The organism is Serpentinimonas maccroryi, assembly GCF_000828915.1.
Taxonomy (GTDB): domain Bacteria; phylum Pseudomonadota; class Gammaproteobacteria; order Burkholderiales; family Burkholderiaceae_C; genus Serpentinimonas; species Serpentinimonas maccroryi.
Map to the genome: position 1 here is coordinate 2,498,325 of NZ_AP014569.1, position 18,098 is coordinate 2,516,422.

Annotated in this window: 17 protein-coding genes; 4 read left to right on the forward strand and 13 right to left on the reverse strand. The window is 65.9% G+C overall.

Annotated features, from left to right (window positions below):
* Positions 1 to 96 precede the first annotated feature (96 nt).
* Entirely contained in the window at positions 97 to 1,293 is a 1,197-nt protein-coding gene (locus SMCB_RS11410) for a zinc ribbon domain-containing protein (RefSeq protein ID WP_045537119.1), read from the reverse strand.
* Positions 1,294 to 1,685: 392 nt separating this feature from the next.
* On the opposite strand from SMCB_RS11410, the gene SMCB_RS11415 reads away from it, so the two are divergent.
* On the forward strand, positions 1,686 to 3,644 hold the full coding sequence (locus SMCB_RS11415; RefSeq protein WP_045537121.1) for a TolC family outer membrane protein: 1,959 nt from the start codon (positions 1,686 to 1,688) through the stop codon (positions 3,642 to 3,644).
* On the opposite strand, the gene SMCB_RS11420 is transcribed toward SMCB_RS11415, so the two are convergent.
* From SMCB_RS11420 to SMCB_RS11445, 6 genes are all read right to left on the reverse strand, one after another.
* A complete protein-coding gene (locus SMCB_RS11420; protein WP_045537123.1) occupies positions 3,631 to 4,092 on the reverse strand; it encodes a FecR family protein in 462 nt (153 codons plus the stop codon). The two genes, SMCB_RS11415 and SMCB_RS11420, sit on opposite strands and share 14 nt — an antisense overlap.
* Before the next feature lie 72 nt (positions 4,093 to 4,164).
* Entirely contained in the window at positions 4,165 to 4,944 is a 780-nt protein-coding gene (locus tag SMCB_RS11425; RefSeq protein ID WP_045537125.1) for an MBL fold metallo-hydrolase, read from the reverse strand.
* Between the two features lie 8 nt (positions 4,945 to 4,952).
* Positions 4,953 to 5,498, reverse strand: a complete 546-nt coding sequence (locus SMCB_RS11430) for an LPS-assembly lipoprotein LptE (protein WP_045537127.1) — start codon at positions 5,496 to 5,498, stop codon at positions 4,953 to 4,955.
* A 58-nt stretch (positions 5,499 to 5,556) separates the two neighbouring features.
* Positions 5,557 to 8,427: a leucine--tRNA ligase gene (locus tag SMCB_RS11435; protein ID WP_045537128.1), complete on the reverse strand. Its 2,871-nt coding sequence runs from the start codon at positions 8,425 to 8,427 to the stop codon at positions 5,557 to 5,559.
* Positions 8,428 to 8,504: 77 nt separating this feature from the next.
* Positions 8,505 to 9,266 carry a 4-hydroxy-tetrahydrodipicolinate reductase gene (dapB, locus tag SMCB_RS11440; RefSeq protein ID WP_045538128.1) on the reverse strand — a complete coding sequence of 254 codons (762 nt, stop codon included), beginning with the start codon at positions 9,264 to 9,266 and terminating at the stop codon, positions 8,505 to 8,507.
* 142 nt (positions 9,267 to 9,408) lie between these two features.
* The gene (locus SMCB_RS11445; protein WP_045537130.1) at positions 9,409 to 9,969 is read right to left on the reverse strand and encodes an outer membrane protein assembly factor BamE; all 561 of its coding nucleotides are present in this window, start codon (positions 9,967 to 9,969) and stop codon (positions 9,409 to 9,411) included.
* Positions 9,970 to 10,077: 108 nt separating this feature from the next.
* On the opposite strand from SMCB_RS11445, the gene fur reads away from it, so the two are divergent.
* Positions 10,078 to 10,515 carry a ferric iron uptake transcriptional regulator gene (gene fur / locus SMCB_RS11450; protein ID WP_045538129.1) on the forward strand — a complete coding sequence of 146 codons (438 nt, stop codon included), beginning with the start codon at positions 10,078 to 10,080 and terminating at the stop codon, positions 10,513 to 10,515.
* A gap of 28 nt (positions 10,516 to 10,543) precedes the next feature.
* On the opposite strand, the gene SMCB_RS11455 is transcribed toward fur, so the two are convergent.
* Positions 10,544 to 11,458, reverse strand: coding sequence for an NAD(P)H-binding protein (locus SMCB_RS11455; RefSeq protein ID WP_045537132.1), 915 nt, complete (start codon positions 11,456 to 11,458; stop codon positions 10,544 to 10,546).
* A 113-nt stretch (positions 11,459 to 11,571) separates the two neighbouring features.
* Between SMCB_RS11455 and SMCB_RS11460 the strand changes: the two genes are divergently transcribed.
* Complete coding sequence (locus SMCB_RS11460) at positions 11,572 to 11,958, forward strand: winged helix-turn-helix transcriptional regulator (protein WP_045537133.1); 387 nt, start codon at positions 11,572 to 11,574, stop codon at positions 11,956 to 11,958.
* Between the two features lie 184 nt (positions 11,959 to 12,142).
* Here the strand turns inward: SMCB_RS11460 and hprK are convergent, their stop codons facing one another.
* The 3 genes from hprK to hpf form a co-directional block, all read right to left on the reverse strand.
* The gene (gene hprK / locus SMCB_RS11465; protein ID WP_045537134.1) at positions 12,143 to 13,093 is read right to left on the reverse strand and encodes an HPr(Ser) kinase/phosphatase; all 951 of its coding nucleotides are present in this window, start codon (positions 13,091 to 13,093) and stop codon (positions 12,143 to 12,145) included.
* Positions 13,094 to 13,132: 39 nt separating this feature from the next.
* Positions 13,133 to 13,603: a PTS sugar transporter subunit IIA gene (locus tag SMCB_RS11470; RefSeq protein ID WP_045537135.1), complete on the reverse strand. Its 471-nt coding sequence runs from the start codon at positions 13,601 to 13,603 to the stop codon at positions 13,133 to 13,135.
* Positions 13,604 to 13,735: 132 nt separating this feature from the next.
* Positions 13,736 to 14,068, reverse strand: coding sequence for a ribosome hibernation-promoting factor, HPF/YfiA family (gene hpf / locus SMCB_RS11475; protein WP_045537136.1), 333 nt, complete (start codon positions 14,066 to 14,068; stop codon positions 13,736 to 13,738).
* Between the two features lie 421 nt (positions 14,069 to 14,489).
* Here hpf and corA point away from each other — a divergent pair, with 421 nt between their 5' ends.
* Positions 14,490 to 15,476, forward strand: coding sequence for a magnesium/cobalt transporter CorA (gene corA, locus SMCB_RS11480; protein WP_045537138.1), 987 nt, complete (start codon positions 14,490 to 14,492; stop codon positions 15,474 to 15,476).
* Positions 15,477 to 15,520: 44 nt separating this feature from the next.
* On the opposite strand, the gene SMCB_RS11485 is transcribed toward corA, so the two are convergent.
* Positions 15,521 to 16,276 carry a 5'-methylthioadenosine/adenosylhomocysteine nucleosidase gene (locus SMCB_RS11485; protein ID WP_045537139.1) on the reverse strand — a complete coding sequence of 252 codons (756 nt, stop codon included), beginning with the start codon at positions 16,274 to 16,276 and terminating at the stop codon, positions 15,521 to 15,523.
* Between the two features lie 12 nt (positions 16,277 to 16,288).
* The gene (locus SMCB_RS11490; RefSeq protein WP_045537141.1) at positions 16,289 to 17,983 is read right to left on the reverse strand and encodes a long-chain-fatty-acid--CoA ligase; all 1,695 of its coding nucleotides are present in this window, start codon (positions 17,981 to 17,983) and stop codon (positions 16,289 to 16,291) included.
* Between the last annotated feature and the right edge of the window lie 115 nt (positions 17,984 to 18,098).

The following is an 18,098-nucleotide window of genomic DNA, read 5'->3' on the forward strand; positions in this document are numbered from 1 at the left end:
GGTTCGGTGTGCTGGGGTTCGCCACAGGCTTCACAAAACCGCGCATCGGCGTCGTTTTTGTGGCCGCATTTTCTGCAAAATGCCATGATGATTCCGTTATTTCAGTTTGTGACCGCAATTGCCGCAGAACACGTCGTCGGCACCAGCAGGGTGGTTGCAACTGGGGCAGGCCAGCGCGGCCGTAGCCACTGGGGCGGTGGCGGGCGGTGTTGTGGTGGCGCTTTGCACTTGTGCTGAATGGGCCGCTTGTTTTGCCGCTTGTTTGAGTGCTTGCTCTTTGGCTTCCTTGGCGCGGCGCTGCACGTCTGCGATTTTTTCTTGTATGGCCTGCTCGGCGTCTGCCAATGACAGATCGGCAATGGCAGCGCGGTGAATGATGGTCGCTCCCTTCATGCCCACCAGCATGCCGGGAGTCACCCCCAGCAGAAACAGGGTTGCGGCACCAAAGCCCAGGGCCCACAGGTAGCCACTGCCCATATTGCCTCCCATGCCGCCCATCGTGCCCATGACCAAGCCGCCTAGGCTGTCCAAGCCGCCCAAGGATGAGCCAATGATGGATGCCGACAGCCCCAAGGTCATGGCGGTGCCAGTGCTTATGATTGCCGTGATGATCAAGGTCACGAGCAGCAGCAGCAAACCCAGCAACAGGGTCATGACCACCACGAACAGCAGGCGCTGGCGCGCAATTTCAGCGAGCATGGCCAAGGCGTTCATCACGGTGGCACCATTCCAGACCGCCGGGGCCGCCAAAGGAACGGCGACGTAGAGCAGCGTAAACAGAATCACGCCCGTCAGGATGGAGCCGGCCGGGAACACCACGGCGTACAGCAGTGGCCCGATGCCGGGGATGCTGCAGATAAACAGAACGATTGCAAAAACAATCAGGTAGAGCAAAAACAACAGGCCTTGGAGGAGCAAAATCCCGATCAGCCGGTGGCTGGTGAAAAGCGAGGCGAACAACGCCTCAACCATGTTGCGCTGTGGCCGCTCCCAGGTGTCATCAGACAACAGGATGCCGGCTGCATTGACGCCGACCAAGGCGGTGACCATGACCAGCAGCAGGGTCACGACCCCCAGCAGACCGGCCACGAAACCCGAGTGGCGGGCCATGGCTGCGCTGACCCCTCCGAGCACCGCCATCAGGATCATGCATGCCAAAAAAGTCAAGACCAGCATGGCAAAAGGCCGCCAGCGTGTGATCGCATCGAGCGCGCCGAGCAGGGAGCGCGATTCGGCCAGTTTGTGGTGCAGCGACGGAGCGGCGGTAGGGGATTCGGGTGCGGCTGTGGTCATGGCTTCTACTTCGTGTCGGTATCAGAGCTTTGTGTAAAACCACCGACCCGATGAAAGCTGCAGCACACGCGGTCGGCTACCAAGGTGCCAAGCGATGACTGCCGTCGCCAACCAATGCGCCAACACACAATCCCCCGCCTGAGCAAAGGGATGCTAACACAGCTTTATTACTTCGCACGCCTTTGCCGCAAGGGGGCATGCGCAAGCTCGAATGGACCTAGGGAGTCGTAGGCGGAGCGCTTCGCCTGCGCAAGCGCCGGCGTTCATGTATCATTCTAAGCACTGAGGCGGGTCTGCGTGCGGATCGTTTCTTTGTTGGGGTGCTGGCTTTGGCTCTGAGCGCCGCTTGCAAGCACTGTGAGCTTTTTTTATTTTCTCAGGAGCTTAGTGTGATGCCACCCTTCAAACCCCTAGGGCTTGCCCTTTGTTTGGCCGCGGCAGCGGCCAGTGCGCAGCCTTTGCCGGCTCCTTTGGTGCAAGCCACCCAAGCGGCGGTGCTGCACAGCCCGGAGGTGCAGGAGCGCTGGCGTGCCTTGCAGGCCACACGCCAGCAGGTGCCGTTGGCGGCAGCCGGCTGGCGGCCGCAGGTCGATCTGCAGGCCAGCATTGGGCGCCAAGAGCGGCGCACTCCCAGCCAGAGCGGGGCTTGGATGGGGGTGAGTGGGGTGCAGATCAGCCTGAATCAGTTGCTGTTCGACGGTGGGCAGGCCGCCGCTGCAATGCGCCAGGCCAGCCAAGCCGAGGTGGCAGCGTATTTTGATCTGCGCCATGGCAGTGAAACGGTGGCGTTGCAGGTGGTGCTGGCCTACCTCGAGCTGTTGCGCCTGCAGCAGCGGGTGGAGCTGGCCACCGAAAACTACGTCGAGCACCGCAAACTGTTCGACGCCATAGGCGAGCGCACCCGCGCCGGGGTGGGGCGGCGGGTGGATGCCGAACAGGCGCAGGCGCGGCTGGCGGTGGCCGAATCGTCGCTTGTGGGCGAGACCAGGGCCTTGCACGAAGCGGGGCTGAACTACCAGCGCTTCGTCGGGCAGTTGCCGCCCGCCACGCTGCCGGCTTGGCCCAGCGGGCGCGGTGTGGCCCCCATGCCCGATTCGGCGGCGGTGGCGCTGCGCCAGGGTCTGGAGGCCAACCCGCAGCTGCGTGCCGCCTACCACCGCTGGCAGCAGGCCCAGCAGGCGGTTGAGGGCCGGCAAGCCGCCTTCATGCCGCGCCTCGAGGGGCGCCTGTCGGCCCGCGAGAGCCGCAACCGCGATGGCGTGCGCGGCGAGTTCCGCGATCAGGTGGCCGAGCTGGTGCTGTCGCACAATCTGTACCGCGGCGGCGCCGATTCGGCGGCGCTGCAGCGCGCCACCGAGCTGCAGGCGCGCTCACTGGCCGAGATGGACCTCGTTTGCCGCCAAGTGCAGCAAAACCTCTCGATCGCCTTCAACGACACGCAGACCTTGCGCATACGCCAGCGCTTGGCCGACGCGCAGCAGCTGGCGGTGGAAAAATCCGTCACGGCCTTGCGCCAGCAGTTTGACATCGGCCAGCGCAGCCTGCTGGACGTGCTCGACACCCAGGCCGAGTTTTTTGACGCCACGCGCACCTACGTCGATTCGCGCTACGAGCAGTTGCGTGCCGAGGCCCGCACCCTGGCCTCGATGGGCCAATTGGTGGCGCTGTTTGGCGCCGCGCCCGCCGACCAGGCCGCCGAGCTCGAGGCGCTGGCGGCGCAGCCCAGCGGCTTCGATGCCGCAGCGCTGTGCCCGGCTCAGGTCACGCACATGGAGTCGCTCGAGCGCATCAAGGCCTCGTTGGTGTTGCCGCCGCTGCCGCAGCGCGCCGACCGCGTGGTGCTGCTGCCCAACCCCGATGGCAGCGTGGGCCAGGTGGTGGTGACTGGCCGCGCGGGGCAGCAGGTGCTGGGCGCGGCCTTCACGGGCACGGTTTTGACGGGCGCAGCCCCCGTCGTGGCCATCCCCGAGGAGCAGGTGCGGCGCGAATTCGCTGCCGCGCTCGAGGCCCAACCGCAACGGCCCGAGCGTTTTACGCTGTTTTTTGAAGACGGCAGCGTCAACCTGACCCGGGCCAGCGCCGCCGAGTGGCCGCAAGTGGTGCAGAGGCTGCGGGCGCGCCAAGCGCTCGACCTGACCGTGGCCGGCCACACCGACACCAGCGGCCCGGCACGGCTCAACGAGGCGCTGGCGCTGCGCCGGGCGCAAACCATCGCGCAAAGGCTGCGCGCCAGCGGTTTGCAAGACACCGAGATCGCCATCGAAGGCTTTGGCGAGCGCTTGCTCGAGGTGCCCACGCCCGATGGCACGCGCGAAGCGCGCAACCGGCGCGTGGTGATCAGCGCGCGCTGACTTGGCCGGTGACGGCGTCCACTTCAACCACGAAGTGGGTGCCGCGGATGCCGATGGTCCCGGTGGGGGTGCGCACCTGGACGTTATCCGGCCGCTGGCGCGCAATCGCCCCCGAGACGTAGTTCAGGGTGCCGCGCGCCAACCGGGTGCTCAGGCGGCCGTCGCGCTGCGCCGGCGCATAGACGAACTCATCGACCGTGAGTTCGGTGTTGGGGCCAAACGACATCACGGTTTCATCGCGCAGGGTCACGCCCATGCTGCTGCGCGCCCCGGTGCGCAGCACGCTGCCCAGATGCACCGGTGTGCCGACCGCCGCCGTTTGCGTCTGGGCGCCGGTGACCACCTCGGCTTGGCCCGAGACGGTTTTGACGAAACCGATCGGCACCCCCGTGGCATGGGCGGCTGCCATGGCCGACAACAGCAGCAGCGTGAGAGCAGATTTGAGCATGGCGAGATCCTCTTGAATGAGGTATCAGTGTAAGCGTTTTTTGCCGGCCGCGTCAATGGCCGTCAGCGCGCATCAGAAGTCGAAGCGCTGCCCCGATTCGAGCCAGATCAAGGGGTAGCGCTGCGCCAAGCCCAGCGCCGCGATGTCGGCCTCGATCTGGGGCCGCTCGGCCGGTTTAGTGTGGGTGAGGCCGATGCGCAGCCCCGGGTGGCGGCCGAGGTCGAGCTGGGCCAGCTCGAGCGCCAGCAGGCTCGGGCTGAGGTGCTGGCTGCGCAGCGCCAGCCAGTGCTCGCGTTCGCTGAAGGCGCATTCGATTACCAGCATGGCCAGGGGCAGCTCGTTGACGCAGCGCCAAAAGGCCGGGTTCGAGCAGGTGTCGCCCGTGAAAACCCAGTTTCCGCTGGGAGTCGCCACGGCGTAGCCCACGGCGGGCACGTTGTGCTGGGCGGGCAGCGCCTGCACGCGGTGGCCGCAGACCTCGTGCACCTCACCCACTTGCAGCGGCTCGAAGCGCAGGAACGGGTGCTCGGGCGAGGGGATGAGCGAAAAATCGGGCCAGATCACGTGGTTGAAGATGTGCTGGCGCAGCGCCGCGATGGTCTCTGGCAGGGCGTGCACCAGCAGGGGGCGGCGCAAGCCGGCGGCCATGGAGTCGATCATCAAGGGCAGTGCGGCGATGTGATCGAGGTGGGCGTGGGTCAGAAAGACGTGCTCGATGCGCAGCATTTCATCGACCGTGAGGTCGCCCACGCCGGTGCCGGCGTCGATCAGGATGCGCTCGTCCAGCAGAAACGAGGTGGTGCGGGCATCGCGGGCGATGGCGCCGGAGCAGCCCAGTACGCGCACTTGCATAGGCTTGGTCAGAGTGAGCGCAACGCTGCCAGCCGCGCCATGAGTTGGCGCGCCAAGGCTTGTTGCATGTCCTGGTACAGCAGCGCTTCTTCGGCTTCTTTGCCCAAGGCCTGGGCTTCGGTGAAGCTGAGCTCGCGCTGCTGCAGCAGCTCGGTGTCGGGGATGAGCTCGCGCCCAGCCAAGGTGCGCAAGCGAAAGCGCAGGCGCTGGCGCAGCTGCAGCTCGCGTACCTGCCCAGCGGCGGTGGTGCCGGCGACGGCGCGCTCGCTCTGGTCCTGGGCGATATCGAGCAGCACCTCGGGCGGCGCACCGCCCGGCGGCAGCGGCTGCGGCACCAAGCTCACGCCGCTGGCCTGCAGTTGCGGGATCAGCAGCCGCGCCACCGGGCTATGCGGCGGGGCGCTCAGCTGCAACCGGCTAAAGGCCAGCGGGGCGGCAGTGCCACGCAGGCGAAAGCCGCAGGCGCTCAGCAGCAGCGGCGCACCGGCCAGCGCAAAGCCCGCCAGCCAGCGGCGGCGGGTGGGTGCGAGTTGAACGCTGGGGCGGTGGGTCATGGGGCAGGATACAAAAGCGGGCGATCCGTTGGGCTAGTCAAAATCAGCAACAGCCCGTTCAGAGTACCACGTTGACCAATCGCCCCGGCACCCACACCACCTTTTTGGGTGCGGCGCCTTGGGACAATTTTTGCACCGCTTCGTGCGCCACCGCGGCGGCTTCGATGGCCGCGCGCTCGGCTTGCGCGCTCACGCGCAGCGCGCCGCGCAGCTTGCCGTTGACTTGCAGCACCAGCTCGATCTCGTCTTGCTCCAGCGCCTTGGGCTCCACCTGCGGCCAAGGGGCGTCGAGCAAATCGCCCAGTTGGGCCGCGTAGCCCAGCTGCTGCCAGAGCGCGTGCGCCAGGTGCGGGGTGGCGGGGTAGAGGCAGCGCAGCAATATCCCCATGCCCTCGGCCAGCGCCAGCCCTAGGCTGGGGTCGGGCGCGGTGCTGGCGGCGCTGGCGCGGCGCTGGTCGGCCAAAGCGGCTTCGAGCGCGTTGCCCAATTTCATGCAGCCCGAGACCACGGTGTTGTACTGCAGGCGCTGGTAGTCGTAGTCGATCTGCTTGAGCAGGCTGTGGACTTCGCGCCGCAGCGCCTTGGCTGCCGGCCCAAAAGCGATGTCCGAGAGCTGCTGCGCGCCGCCAGCGCTGGCCGCAGCGCCAGCCCAGTCGGCCTGCCCGAGCTGCTGCCCCAGCGCCCAGACGCGCTTGAGGAAGCGGTGGCTGCCCTCGACCGCGGCGTCGTTCCACTCCAGCGTGGCCTCGGGCGGGGCGGTGAACATGGTGTAGAGGCGCGCGGTGTCGGCGCCGTATTTTTCGATCAAATCCTGCGGATCGACGCCGTTGTTTTTGGACTTGGACATCGTGCCCACGCCCTCGTAGTCGATGGCCGTGCCGGGCGGCAGGCGGCCGTCGGCGCTGTCGGCGGCATTGAGCAAGCGCGCGCCGACGATCTTGCCGCTGGCGTCGAGCACGTGTTCCACGTCGTGCGGCCAGAAGTAGTCTTTGCCGCCGCGCTGGTTGCGGCGTGAGTAGATGTGGTTGAGCACCATGCCCTGCGTCAGCAAGCGCTTGAAGGGCTCGTCGATCTGCACCAGCCCCAAATCGCGCATGACCTTGGTCCAAAAGCGCGCGTACAGCAGGTGCAAAATGGCGTGCTCGACGCCGCCGATGTACTGGTCCATCGGCATCCAGTACTGCGTGCCCGCGCCCACCATGGCCTGCTCGTTGCCGGGGTCGCAGTAGCGCATGAAGTACCAAGACGAATCGACGAAGGTGTCCATGGTGTCGGTTTCGCGCCGCGCCGGCTTGCCGCAGACCGGGCAGGTCACACCAGCATGAAAATCCGCGTGCTTGAGCAGCGGGTTGCCCGAGCCGTCGGGCACGCAGTCTTCGGGCAGCAGCACCGGCAAGTCGCGCTCGGGCACCGGCACCGCGCCGTGTTCGGGGCAGTGGATGATGGGGATCGGTGTGCCCCAGTAGCGCTGGCGGCTGATGCCCCAGTCGCGTAGGCGCCAGGTGGTTTTTTTGGCGCCTAGGCCGCGCTCGGCCAGCAGCTGCGCCACCTTGTCCACCGCCGCTTGGTAACCCAGCCCGTCGAGCACGCCCGACTGGATGCAGACCAGCCCGTGCTTGTCGGCGTACCAGTCCTGCCAGCGAGTGGGGTCGAAAATTTTCGTGCCCACCAACGAGTCAGCGCTGGGCTGCCCCCCCGGTGAGGAATCGGAACGTGTGACTGACGAACCGGGGGGGCAGCCCGGCGCTGACGGAGCCACGCCAACGCCAACCGCGCCACCCTGCACCCCCACCACCTGCCGAATCGGCAACCCGTACTTGAGCGCAAAAGCAAAGTCGCGCTCATCGTGCGCCGGCACCCCCATCACCGCGCCGTCGCCGTAGCTCATGAGCACGTAATTGCCCACCCACAGCGGCAGCTGCTCACCGGTGAGCGGGTGCTGCACGTGCAGGCCGGTGGCCATGCCGCGCTTTTCTTGCGTCGCCAGTTCGGCCTCGGTGTGGCTGCCGGTGAGGCATTCCTCGATGAACGCCGCCAGCGCTGGGTTGCCCTCAGCGGCTTGGCGCGCCAGCGGGTGCTCGGGTGCCACGGCGCAAAAGGTCACGCCCATGAGGGTGTCGGCGCGGGTGGTGAACACGTACAGACGGCCGTCTAGTATCGGGTTGCCGTCGTGGCCGCAGATGGAGTGCGTGAAGGCAAAGCGCAGCCCTTCGCTCTTGCCGATCCAGTTTTCCTGCATCAGCCGCACCTTGTCCGGCCAGCCCTCCAGCGTGGCTTGAGGGTGGCCCAGCTGCACCTGCTGCAACAACTCGTCGGCATAGGCCGTGATGTTCAGGTAGTAGCCCGGGATCTCGCGCCGCTCCACCGGGGCCCCGGTGCGCCAGCCACGGCCGTCGATCACCTGCTCGTTGGCGAGCACGGTCTGATCGACCGGGTCCCAGTTCACCACCTGGGTTTTGCGGTAGGCGATGCCGCGCTCGAGCATCTGCAAAAACAGCCACTGGTTCCACTTGTAGTAGTCGGGCGAGCAGGTCGCGACTTCGCGGCTCCAGTCGATCGCTAGCCCCAGCGCCTGCATCTGGCGCTTCATGTAGGCGATGTTGTCGTAGGTCCAGCGCGCCGGCGCCACCTGGTTTTTGATCGCTGCGTTCTCGGCCGGCAGGCCAAAAGCGTCCCAGCCCATCGGCATGAGCACGTTGTAGCCCTGCATGCGCAGCTGGCGCGCCAGCATGTCGTTGATGGTGTAGTTGCGCACGTGGCCCATGTGCAGCTTGCCGCTGGGGTAGGGCAGCATCGAGCAGGCGTAGTACTTGGGCTTGGGCGCGCCTTGGGCGTTGAGCGCGTGTGCATGCACGCGGTAGGCGTCGCGGGCCTGCCAATGCGCTTGGGCGGCGCGCTCGACGTCTAGGGGCTGGTATTTTTCTTGCATGGGCCTTATTTTAGGCCGAAGGGTGGTGGCGGCCCGCGTGCCGCGCAGCCCACTGCGCGGCCCAGCAGGGCTAGGGTTTAGCGCAAACCCAGCACGTCGTACATATCGTAGAGGCCGCTTGAGCGCCCGGCCAAAAAGCGCACGGCTTGCAGGCTGCCTTGGGCGTAGGTGGTGCGGCTGCTCGATTTGTGGCTGATCTCGATGCGCTCGCCCGTGCCGGCAAACAGCACCGTGTGGTCGCCCACGATGTCGCCGCCGCGCACCGTGGCAAAGCCGATGCTGCCCGGGGCGCGGGCGCCGGTGTGGCCGTAGCGCTCATAGACCGCGCAGTCGGCCAGCTCGCGCCCCTGCGCTGCCGCGATCACCGCGCCCATGTGCAGCGCGGTGCCGCTGGGTGCATCGACCTTGTGGCGGTGGTGCGCCTCGACGATCTCGATGTCGTAGTCGGGGCCGAGCGCGCGCGCCGCCTGCTCGAGCAGCTTGAGCGTGACGTTGACGCCCACGCTCATGTTGGGTGCCATGACGATGGCGATGTGCTGCGCGGCGGCCTCGATCGTCGCCTTTTGCGCCGCATCAAAACCGGTGGTGCCGATCACCATCTGCACCCGCTGCTGCACGCAGGCTTGCAGGTGCGCCAGCGTGCCTTCGGGGCGCGTGAAGTCGATCAGCACCTGGCAGCCGGCCAAGGCCGACAGGTCGGCGCCGATCACGGCCCCGCTGCGCTGGCCCAAAAAGGCGGCGGCATCCTGGCCCAGCGTGGCGCTGCCGGGCTGGTCAAAGGCGGCGCCAATCCGGCAGTCGTCGGCTGCCAGCACGGCTTCGACCAGCATGCGGCCCATGCGGCCGCTGGCACCGGCGATGCCGACGCGGTAGGTGGGGGAGGGGGTCACGGTGCGCGAAAAAAGAAGGGGGGTTGGAACGGGGCAGGGGCAGGCACCAACAACCGCTCGGCAAGCTTTGGCGGCGACGCCTGCGCAGCGCCTAGCGCGCTTCGAGCGGCGGGAACGGACCGGCGGGCACGGGGGCCGGGGCTGGCTGGATCGCAGGCGCGGGGTGGCGTTCGCGGAAGGCGCGCAACTGCTCCTCGCTGGCTTGCAGCACCGGCGTGCGGCCGGCGGCGCGCTCGGCTTGCAGCGCGGCCACGAACTCTTGCTCGGTGGGCAGTTCGTCGGCCTCGACGCGCTGCAGGGCGTTGCCCTCAAAGAACACCGTCACGCGGCGCAGCTGTGGCTCTTGGCCCTGGCGGTTGAAGGTGAACACGTAATCCCAGCGCGCAGCATGAAAGGCGCTGGCCACCAGCGGCGTGCCCAGAATCGCCTGCACCTGCGCGCGCGGCATGCCCGGCTGCAGCGCTTGCAGCTGCTCGCGCACCACCACGTTGCCCTGCTGGATGTCCATGCGGTGCGGAGTGAGCAGGCCGCCCAAGGTGCTCATTTGGGTGCCGGCGTTTTGGAAACTGGCGCAGCCCGACAGGGCCAAGGCGGCAGCCACGAGTGCGCCCACTCCGACCGAGCGAGCGCACGACAACAAAGGTTTGAACATGTGGGCGGTGCGGATGATGGAAACCACCGGTGCACACCAAGGCGCACCGTACTATGATGCAGGCCATTGTAGCCCTTGCCGACCCAGGCAGCCACCCGCACCAACCGCATGAGCAACATCGACGAACTCAAAAGCACCGGCCTCAAGGCCACCCTGCCGCGGCTGAAAATCTTGGAGATCTTTCAGACCGGCCGCCAGCGCCACATGACGGCCGAAGACGTGTTCCGGGTGCTGCTGGCCGACCACGCCGACATCGGGCTGGCCACCGTGTACCGGGTGCTGACGCAGTTTGAGCAGGCCGGGCTGCTGGTGCGCAGCAATTTCGAGTCGGGCAAAGCGGTGTTTGAGCTCAACGAAGGCCAGCACCACGACCATTTGGTGTGCCTGGATTGCGGCCGGGTGGAGGAGTTTTACGACGCCGAGATCGAGCAGCGCCAGCACGCGGTGGCCGAGCAACGCGGTTTTAAGCTGCAAGAGCACGCGCTGTCGCTGTACGCGCACTGCACCAAGCCCGACTGCGCGCACCGCGTGCCGGGCCGGCGCTGACGGCGCGTCAAAGCCGCGCACTCGCGCGTCAGTGCCTTCCCATCAGCGCAGGCGTGCTCTGCGCCAACCAGGCTTCGAAAGCTTGTGGCTTGCGCCCTGTGATGCGTTCGAAATCGCCCGTGACTTCTGCCACGCAGCCGGCGGCGGTGTTGGTGTCGAACGACGCAAACACGCGCGCCAGCGGCTCGGGCAGCCCAGCCGCGACCATGCCCTGCACCAGATCCTCCAGCGCCACGGGCACCACGTCGATCGGCTGGCCCACAGCCTTGGCAATCAATGCAGCCATTTCAACCGTGGAGTAGGCCCTTGTTCCGCTCAGGGTCCAGGTGTTTTTGCCGCTCCCTTTGCCGGCCAGAACGGTGGCAGCCGCCAAGGCCAGGTCGTCGCGCGCAATGTGCGCCACCCGCCCTTGACCCGCAGCCGAGTACCATTTACCCGTCGGCAGCACCTGGGGCAGCGTCATAAACAGGTTTTCAAAATACCAGTGGTGGCGCAACACGGTCCAGTTCGGCAAGGCGCTGGCGGCTAGGGCATCCTCGCTGCCGGCGTGGTCTGGCGCGATCAGCAGTGGGGAGCGATGTGGCACCGGCATGGAGGTGTAGGCCACGTGGTCAAGGCCCGCCAGTTCGGCCGCTCGGATGGCGTTGCGGTGTTGCGCCAAACGTCGACCGGCAACGTCAAGCGCATCGGTGCTGATGAGCAGCATGCGGCTGGCCCCCCGGAAACAAGGGGCCAGCGCTTGCGCGTCATCAAAGTCTGCGGCACGCACGTCCACGCCCTGCGCGGCCAACGCAGCCAGCTTGGCTGGCGCGCGCGTCGTGGCGATCAAACGCTGTGCCGGCACACCCAAAGTGTTCAGCAGGTGGTGCACGACACGCAGCCCCAGTTGGCCCGAGGCGCCCGTCACGAGCAGTCTGGTGTTGTTGTGGTCATTGGTATTCATAAGGAACTCACTTTCAAAAAGGAAACAAGTCCTTTATGATGCCGGCATTCTGGGTACCCCGCAAGAGATGTTGTAAAAGTGACCGGGTTACCGCCAAGTCACCAAGGAACTTCATGAACCTGCACAAGTCCCGTGCACCCTATGCCGATCAATGCCCCGTGCGCGATGTGCTGGACCGTCTGGGCGATCGATGGAGCATGCTGGTGCTGATGGTTTTGGATGAGCGTGGAACGCAGCGGTTCTCGGTCCTGAAAGCGCGCATCGACGACATATCGCAGCGCATGCTGGCACAGACATTGCGCCGGCTGGAGCAAGATGGGCTGGTCTCGCGCACGCTGTACCCGACCGTTCCACCCAAGGTCGAATACGCCCTGACACCGCTGGGTGCGTCGTTCATCAAACCCCTGCGCAGCCTAGAGCAATGGGCGCAAGCGCACCACGAGCAAGTGCGCCAAGCCCGAGCCCGCTACGTCGCACCACAGCGCGCACAAGCCCTTTGAACCGTGAGAGTCGGTTCTGGACTCAGAGGCTGAGAGGCAATTGGGCGTGTCCGAAAGGGCGCTCCAAAGCGCCGACGGCAAGGCGCAAAGCACAGCCGTAGCCCGTGCTACGGCGAGCATTTGCAACGCCGCAGGCGGTGTTTTGGGGCGTCAAGGCGGGCATGACCGATTGCCTCTCAGCCTCTCACCCCCCGCGCAGCATCGCCGCGCGCTGGCGCTGGGCGAACTCCTGGTAGGTATCGATGCCGCGCAGCTGCAAAATGGTGTTGCGCACGGCGGCTTCGACCAGCACCGCCATGTTGCGCCCGGCCACCACCTGAATCACCACCTTGCGCACCGCCACCCCGAGCACGTCGTGGTACAGCGGCTCGTGCGGCAGGCGCTCAAAGTCGCGCTCCAGCGTCTCTTTGCGCACCAGATAGACGATCAGGCGCAGCCGCATTTTGCGCCGCACGGCGGTTTCGCCAAAAATGGCCTTGATGTCGAGCAGCCCGATGCCGCGCACTTCCAGCAGGTTTTGCAACAGCTCGGGGCAGCGGCCTTCGAGCACGGTTTGGTTGATGCGGTCGATATCGACGGCGTCGTCGGCCACCAAGCCGTGCCCGCGCGAGACCAGCTCGAGCCCGAGTTCGCTCTTGCCCAGGCCCGATTCGCCAGTGATCAGCACACCGAGGCCAAAAATATCCAGGAACACGCCGTGCAAGGTGGCGCTGTCGGCAAACAGGCGCGACAGGTGCGCGCGCAGCACGTCGATGACAAAGGCGGCTGAAGATGCGGTGATAAAGAGTGGAATCTGGGCGCGCTCGCACATGGCCACCAGTTCGGCCGGTGGGGGCACCTCGTCGGCCAGCACCAAGGCCGGGGGCTCGAGTTCCACAATGCGCGCCACGCGGCGCCGGCAATCGTCGGCGCTGGCGTTGAGCAGGTAGTCCACCTCGCGCCGCCCCAGAATCTGCACCCGGTAGGGGTGGATGTAGTTGAGGTAGCCGACCAAGTCGGCCCCAGAGCGCGCTGCGCTCACCGCCTGCTCGAGAAAACGGCGCTCGGAGGCGCTCTGCCCAGCCACCCACTGCCACTTGAGGGTCTCGCGGTGCTCCTCGAACAAGGCGTCGGCGTTGATCGCAACCGGCTTCATCTGCAGTGCGCGGCCATGACTGGTTTGCGCCTGCGCCGCTTAGGCCAGTGCGTGCGCCGAGTGCCAGTTGTGGATCAGGGCGTGCAGATCGGACGCGGCGGTGCTGCGCTTCATCTGCTCGCGCAGCGCCGCATCGCTGAGCAGTTCGGCGATATCGGACAAAATTTCCAGGTGTTTTTGCGTCGCCGCTTCGGGCACCAGCAAAAAAAACATCAGCCGCACCGGTTGCTCGTCGGGGGCGTCGAAGCCGATCGGCTCGGCGAGCTGGAACACCGCCGCCAAGGGTTGCTTGAGGCCCTTGATGCGCCCGTGCGGGATTGCCACCCCATGCCCGAGCCCGGTCGAGCCCAGCCGCTCGCGCGCAAACAGGCTGTCGGTGATGAGGGCGCGGTTGAGCCCGTGCAGGGATTCAAACAGCAGCCCAGCTTCTTCGAAGGCGCGCTTTTTGCTGGTGGCATCGAGCGCGACCAGCACCTGATCGGCAGGCAAAATGGCAGAAAGACGGTTCATAAAGACCTCGCAAGGCGCGAATTATGCGCTTTTGCGACGCGTTGGCAAGTGCAGAAAACAAACAAGCCGCTTGACAAAATGGGCGGCTTGTTGCAGCGCAGCACAAAAGCTGCGGGGGCTCAGGGGGCGGTGTCAGTGCGTTTCGCGTTTGGCCGTTTCGTGGTGGTGGTCTTGCATCTTGGTTTTGTGGCGCAGCACCTGCCGGTCGAGCTTGTCGGCCAGCTCATCGACGGCGGCGTAAAGGTCGGCATGGCTGCTTTCGGCGAAGATGTCTTTGCCCTTGATGTGGATGTTGCACTCTGCTTTCTGGCGCAGGGCCTTTTCGGTCTGGTTGTCCACCGTCAGCAGCACGCGCACATCGACGACTTGGTCAAAATGCCGAGCAATCCGGTCGAGTTTGGCCGTGACATACGTGCGCAGCGCCGGGGTGACTTCGAGATGATGACCGTTGATCGACAAGTTCATGGAGAGCCTCCTAAAGCTCGGGTTGTAAAGGCCGACCCCAACTGGGTCGGCCGGCGAAAACTGGCTGCCGCCTTGTGGGCACTATGCCATGTTCGGTGGCTGGGGGCAAGTGTGCCACGAATGCGGGTGCCATGGCCTTTGAGCTGGCTCAAGGTGCAGCTGCGGCGGCCACATGGGCCTCACACTTTGCGGGCATAATGTGTGGCTGAATCAACCACTGAAAGCCCCGAATGGACAGCGCCCCTAGTCGCGCGCTTTCGGCTTCCTGCGCTTCTGGCTGACGTCGAGCTCCATTGGGGGGTGTGGCGCAAAGGCTAGGGCGGGGGAGGCCGAAAGCGCATCGCTCCCCTCCCACCTTGCCGCAATGGGCAGCGCCCGCTGCTGCCCAAACCACCACCTGTAGCCCCAAGGAGCTTGCCCCATGCTCAACGTGTTCACCTTGGCCAACGGCCGCCTGTTTCAAGAAGAAATCGAATCGCTCGAAGACCTGGCCCGCTTCACGCCGGTGTGGGTCGATATGGAAGCGCCCACGCCCGAAGAGCGGCGCTGGGTGCGCCAGCATTTTGGCCTGTCCATCCCCGAAGACGCGATGGACGAGGACATCGAAGAGTCGGCCCGCTTTTTCCAAGAAGACAACGGCGAGCTGCACGTGCGCAGCGACTTTCTGATCGCCGATGACGCCGACCCGCGCGCGGTGCGCGTGGCTTTCATCCTGAACGAACACAACGACGCCCTGAAAAGCCGCGGCGTGCTGTTTTCGATCCACGACGAAGACGTGCCGGTGTTCAGGCTGCTGCGCTTGCGCGCGCGCCGCATGCCGGGCCTGATCGAAGACGCCAAAGACGTGCTGCTGAGCCTATTTGACACCGACGCCGAATACTGCGCCGACACGGTCGAAGACATCTACGACGACCTCGAAAAGGTCAGCCGCCAGGTGCTGGCCGGCGACGTGACCGACCACAAGGCGAGCGAGGTGCTGGCGGCGATCGCGCGCCACGAAGACATGTCGGGCCGCATCCGGCGCAACATGATGGACACCCGGCGAGCGGTCAGTTTCATGATCCGCACCCGGCTGCTAAGCGCGGCGCAGCACGAGGACGCGCGCCAGATTCTGCGCGACCTCGACTCGCTCGACAGCCACACCGCGTTCATGTTCGAGAAAATCAACTTCTTGCTGGACGCCACCATCGGTTTCATCAACATCAACCAGAACAAGATCATCAAGATCTTCTCGGTGGCCGCGGTCTCGCTGCTGCCGCCCACGCTGGTGGCGAGCAGCTACGGTATGAACTTCGAGCACATGCCCGAACTGCAATGGGAGCTCGGCTACCCGATGGCCATCGGCATGATGGTGTTGGCGGCGGTGATCCCGATGCTGTACTTTCGCAAGCGCGGCTGGCTGCGCTAGGGCCGCTAAGCCGCGCAGCCGATTAGAGGCTGGCTCAGCCCCCGTTAGAGCAAGTTGAGCGCCTTGCGCACGATGCGCGCGCTGTAGTGGCGCGCCACTTCGTGCAAAAAAAGCCGGAAGTCGACGTGCGCCTGGCTGTCGGCGCGGTCCGAGATCGTGCGCACCACCGCAAAGGGCAGGCCGCAATCGTGGCACACCTGCGCCACGGCGGCGCTCTCCATGTCCACTGCCAGGGCCTCGGGCAAGGCCGCGCGCAGGGCGGCGCTGTCGGCCTCGCAGGACACGAAGCGGTCGCCGGTGGCGATCTCGCCTTGGTGCACGCTGGGCGAGTGCAGGCCCATGGCACGCAACACCTCGGGGTTGAGCAGCTTGGGCAACCAGGTGACGGCGTCTTTGGCGGCCGCGTGCAGGACTTGGGTCAGGGCCAGATCGGGCTGGAAGCGGCTGCGGCCGTAGCCCGGCACCTCGTGGCGCGCAAACAGCGGTGTGGCGTCGAGGTCGTGCTGCACCAAGGCGCTGCCGACCACGATGTCGCCCACTTCCACACCCGACATCAGCCCGCCAGCGACGCCGGTGAAAATCACCTGCTGCGGAGCAAAGCGCTCGATCAGCAGCGCGGTGGTGGTCGCGGCCGCCACCTTGCCTATGCCGCTGAGCACCGCCACCACCTCGTGGCCTTGCAAGTGCCCCTGCCAGTACGTGCGCCCGCCCAAGGCCACCTGCTGTTCGTCGGGCATGAGCTGCAGGATTTCGGCCAGTTCTTCGTGGACGGCGCTGATGAGGGCGATGCGTTGACCCATGAACACTCCGGATTAGCTTGGCTGGCGCAATTGACGGCGCAAAATTTTGCCGACCGGGGTTTTGGGCAGTTCGCTGCGGAACTCGATCAGCTTGGGGATTTTGTAGCCGGTCAGGCGCTCGCGGCAGTAGTCGCGCACCGCCTGCTCACTCAAGGCCGGGTCTTTTTTGACCACGATCAGCTTGACCGCCTCGCCCGAGTGCTCGTCGGGGATACCCACCGCCGCGCATTCGAGCACCCCGCCCATGCCCATGACCACGTCTTCGACCTCGTTGGGATAGACGTTGAAGCCGCTGACCAGGATCATGTCCTTCTTGCGGTCCACGATGCGAAAGTAGCCGCGCTCGTCCATCACGCCGATGTCGCCGCTGCGAAACCAGCCGTCGGCGCTCATCACCTTGGCGGTTTCGTCGGGGCGCTGCCAATAGCCGGCCATGACCTGAGGGCCCTGGATGGCGATCTCGCCCGGCTGACCCAGTGGCACCTCGTGGCCTTCGTCGTCGATGCACTTCATGCGCGTGCCCGGCAGCGGCACGCCGATGCTGCCGCTGAAGGCCGTGACCGTAACCGGATTGCAGCTGGCCGAAGGGCTGGTCTCGGACAGGCCGTAGCCCTCGCAGATCGGGCAGCCGGTGCGCTCGAGCCAGAGCTTGGCCACGGCCGCCTGCACCGCCATGCCGCCGCCGATCGAGACCTTAAGGTGGCTCCAGTTCACGCTGCCAAAATCGGGGTGGTGCAGCATGCCGTTGAACAGCGTGTTGACGGCCGGAAAGCTGTGAAAGGTCTGGCCCCTGAGGGCTTTGAACACCGCCGGCAAGTCGCGCGGGTTGGGAATGAGGATGTTTTTGCCGCCGCTGCGCAGGCTCAGCATCATGTTCACCGTGAAGGCGAAGATGTGATAGAGCGGCAGCGCGCACACGGCGGTGGGCTGCTCACCGGCCGGAATGCGGTGCATCACCGGCGCGTCCCAGGCCTCGGATTGCAGCACGTTGGCCAGCACGTTGCGGTGCAGCAGCACGGCGCCCTTGCTCACCCCGGTGGTGCCGCCGGTGTATTGCAGCACCGCCATGTCGTCCGGGCCGATGTCCACTGGCTTAAAACTTAACCCGTGGCCCTGGTGCACGGCATCGGCAAAGCGCACCGCGCTGGGCAGCTCAAAGGGCGGCACCAGTTTTTTGACGTGGCGCACCACGTAATTGACGAGCCAGCGCTTGGGCCAAGGCAGCAGCTCGCCCATCGAGGCCAGTACGATGTGCTTGACCGGCGTTTTGCCTAGGCAGGCGGCTAGGGTGGCGGCAAAGTTTTCGATGATCACGATCGCCTTGGCGCCAGAGTCGTTCAACTGGTGTTCGAGCTCGCGTGCGGTGTAGAGCGGGTTGACGTTGACCACCACCAGCCCGGCGCGCAGGATCGCCGCCACCGCCACCGGGTACTGCAACACATTGGGCATCATCACCGCGACCCGGTCGCCTTTGACCAAGCCCTTGCTCTGCCAATAAGCCGCCAGCGCACGCGCCTGCGCGTCCACCTCGGCGTAAGCCATGTCGTGGCCCATGTAGTGGTAGGCGCTGCGCGCGGCGTACTTGGCCAAGCTCTCGTCGAGCAATTGCACCAGCGAGCGGTACGGCGAGAGGTCGATGTCGGCGGGCACGCCGTCTGGGTAGGCGCTCAGCCAGGGGCGGTCGGCGGCGTTGGGGGGGGTGGACAATGGATGCTCCTGCTTGTAGTGGTGATCGCAGCGTTCAGGCCAAACTGAAGGCCTGCGCTGGGCCCACCATTATGCAGGCATCAAGGCCTGGGGTTTGCTAGCGCAAGTCGCTGAC

What these genes read in the sequence shown, in the direction of transcription:
- SMCB_RS11410 (WP_045537119.1), bottom strand. Translation starts at nt 1,293, where the DNA reads ATGACCACAGCCGCACCCGAATCCCCTACCGCCGCTCCGTCGCTGCAC.
- SMCB_RS11415 (WP_045537121.1), top strand. Translation starts at nt 1,686, where the DNA reads ATGCCACCCTTCAAACCCCTAGGGCTTGCCCTTTGTTTGGCCGCGGCA.
- SMCB_RS11420 (WP_045537123.1), bottom strand. Translation starts at nt 4,092, where the DNA reads ATGCTCAAATCTGCTCTCACGCTGCTGCTGTTGTCGGCCATGGCAGCC.
- SMCB_RS11425 (WP_045537125.1), bottom strand. Translation starts at nt 4,944, where the DNA reads ATGCAAGTGCGCGTACTGGGCTGCTCCGGCGCCATCGCCCGCGATGCC.
- SMCB_RS11430 (WP_045537127.1), bottom strand. Translation starts at nt 5,498, where the DNA reads ATGACCCACCGCCCCAGCGTTCAACTCGCACCCACCCGCCGCCGCTGG.
- SMCB_RS11435 (WP_045537128.1), bottom strand. Translation starts at nt 8,427, where the DNA reads ATGCAAGAAAAATACCAGCCCCTAGACGTCGAGCGCGCCGCCCAAGCG.
- dapB (WP_045538128.1), bottom strand. Translation starts at nt 9,266, where the DNA reads ATGGGCCGCATGCTGGTCGAAGCCGTGCTGGCAGCCGACGACTGCCGG.
- SMCB_RS11445 (WP_045537130.1), bottom strand. Translation starts at nt 9,969, where the DNA reads ATGTTCAAACCTTTGTTGTCGTGCGCTCGCTCGGTCGGAGTGGGCGCA.
- fur (WP_045538129.1), top strand. Translation starts at nt 10,078, where the DNA reads ATGAGCAACATCGACGAACTCAAAAGCACCGGCCTCAAGGCCACCCTG.
- SMCB_RS11455 (WP_045537132.1), bottom strand. Translation starts at nt 11,458, where the DNA reads ATGAATACCAATGACCACAACAACACCAGACTGCTCGTGACGGGCGCC.
- SMCB_RS11460 (WP_045537133.1), top strand. Translation starts at nt 11,572, where the DNA reads ATGAACCTGCACAAGTCCCGTGCACCCTATGCCGATCAATGCCCCGTG.
- hprK (WP_045537134.1), bottom strand. Translation starts at nt 13,093, where the DNA reads ATGAAGCCGGTTGCGATCAACGCCGACGCCTTGTTCGAGGAGCACCGC.
- SMCB_RS11470 (WP_045537135.1), bottom strand. Translation starts at nt 13,603, where the DNA reads ATGAACCGTCTTTCTGCCATTTTGCCTGCCGATCAGGTGCTGGTCGCG.
- hpf (WP_045537136.1), bottom strand. Translation starts at nt 14,068, where the DNA reads ATGAACTTGTCGATCAACGGTCATCATCTCGAAGTCACCCCGGCGCTG.
- corA (WP_045537138.1), top strand. Translation starts at nt 14,490, where the DNA reads ATGCTCAACGTGTTCACCTTGGCCAACGGCCGCCTGTTTCAAGAAGAA.
- SMCB_RS11485 (WP_045537139.1), bottom strand. Translation starts at nt 16,276, where the DNA reads ATGGGTCAACGCATCGCCCTCATCAGCGCCGTCCACGAAGAACTGGCC.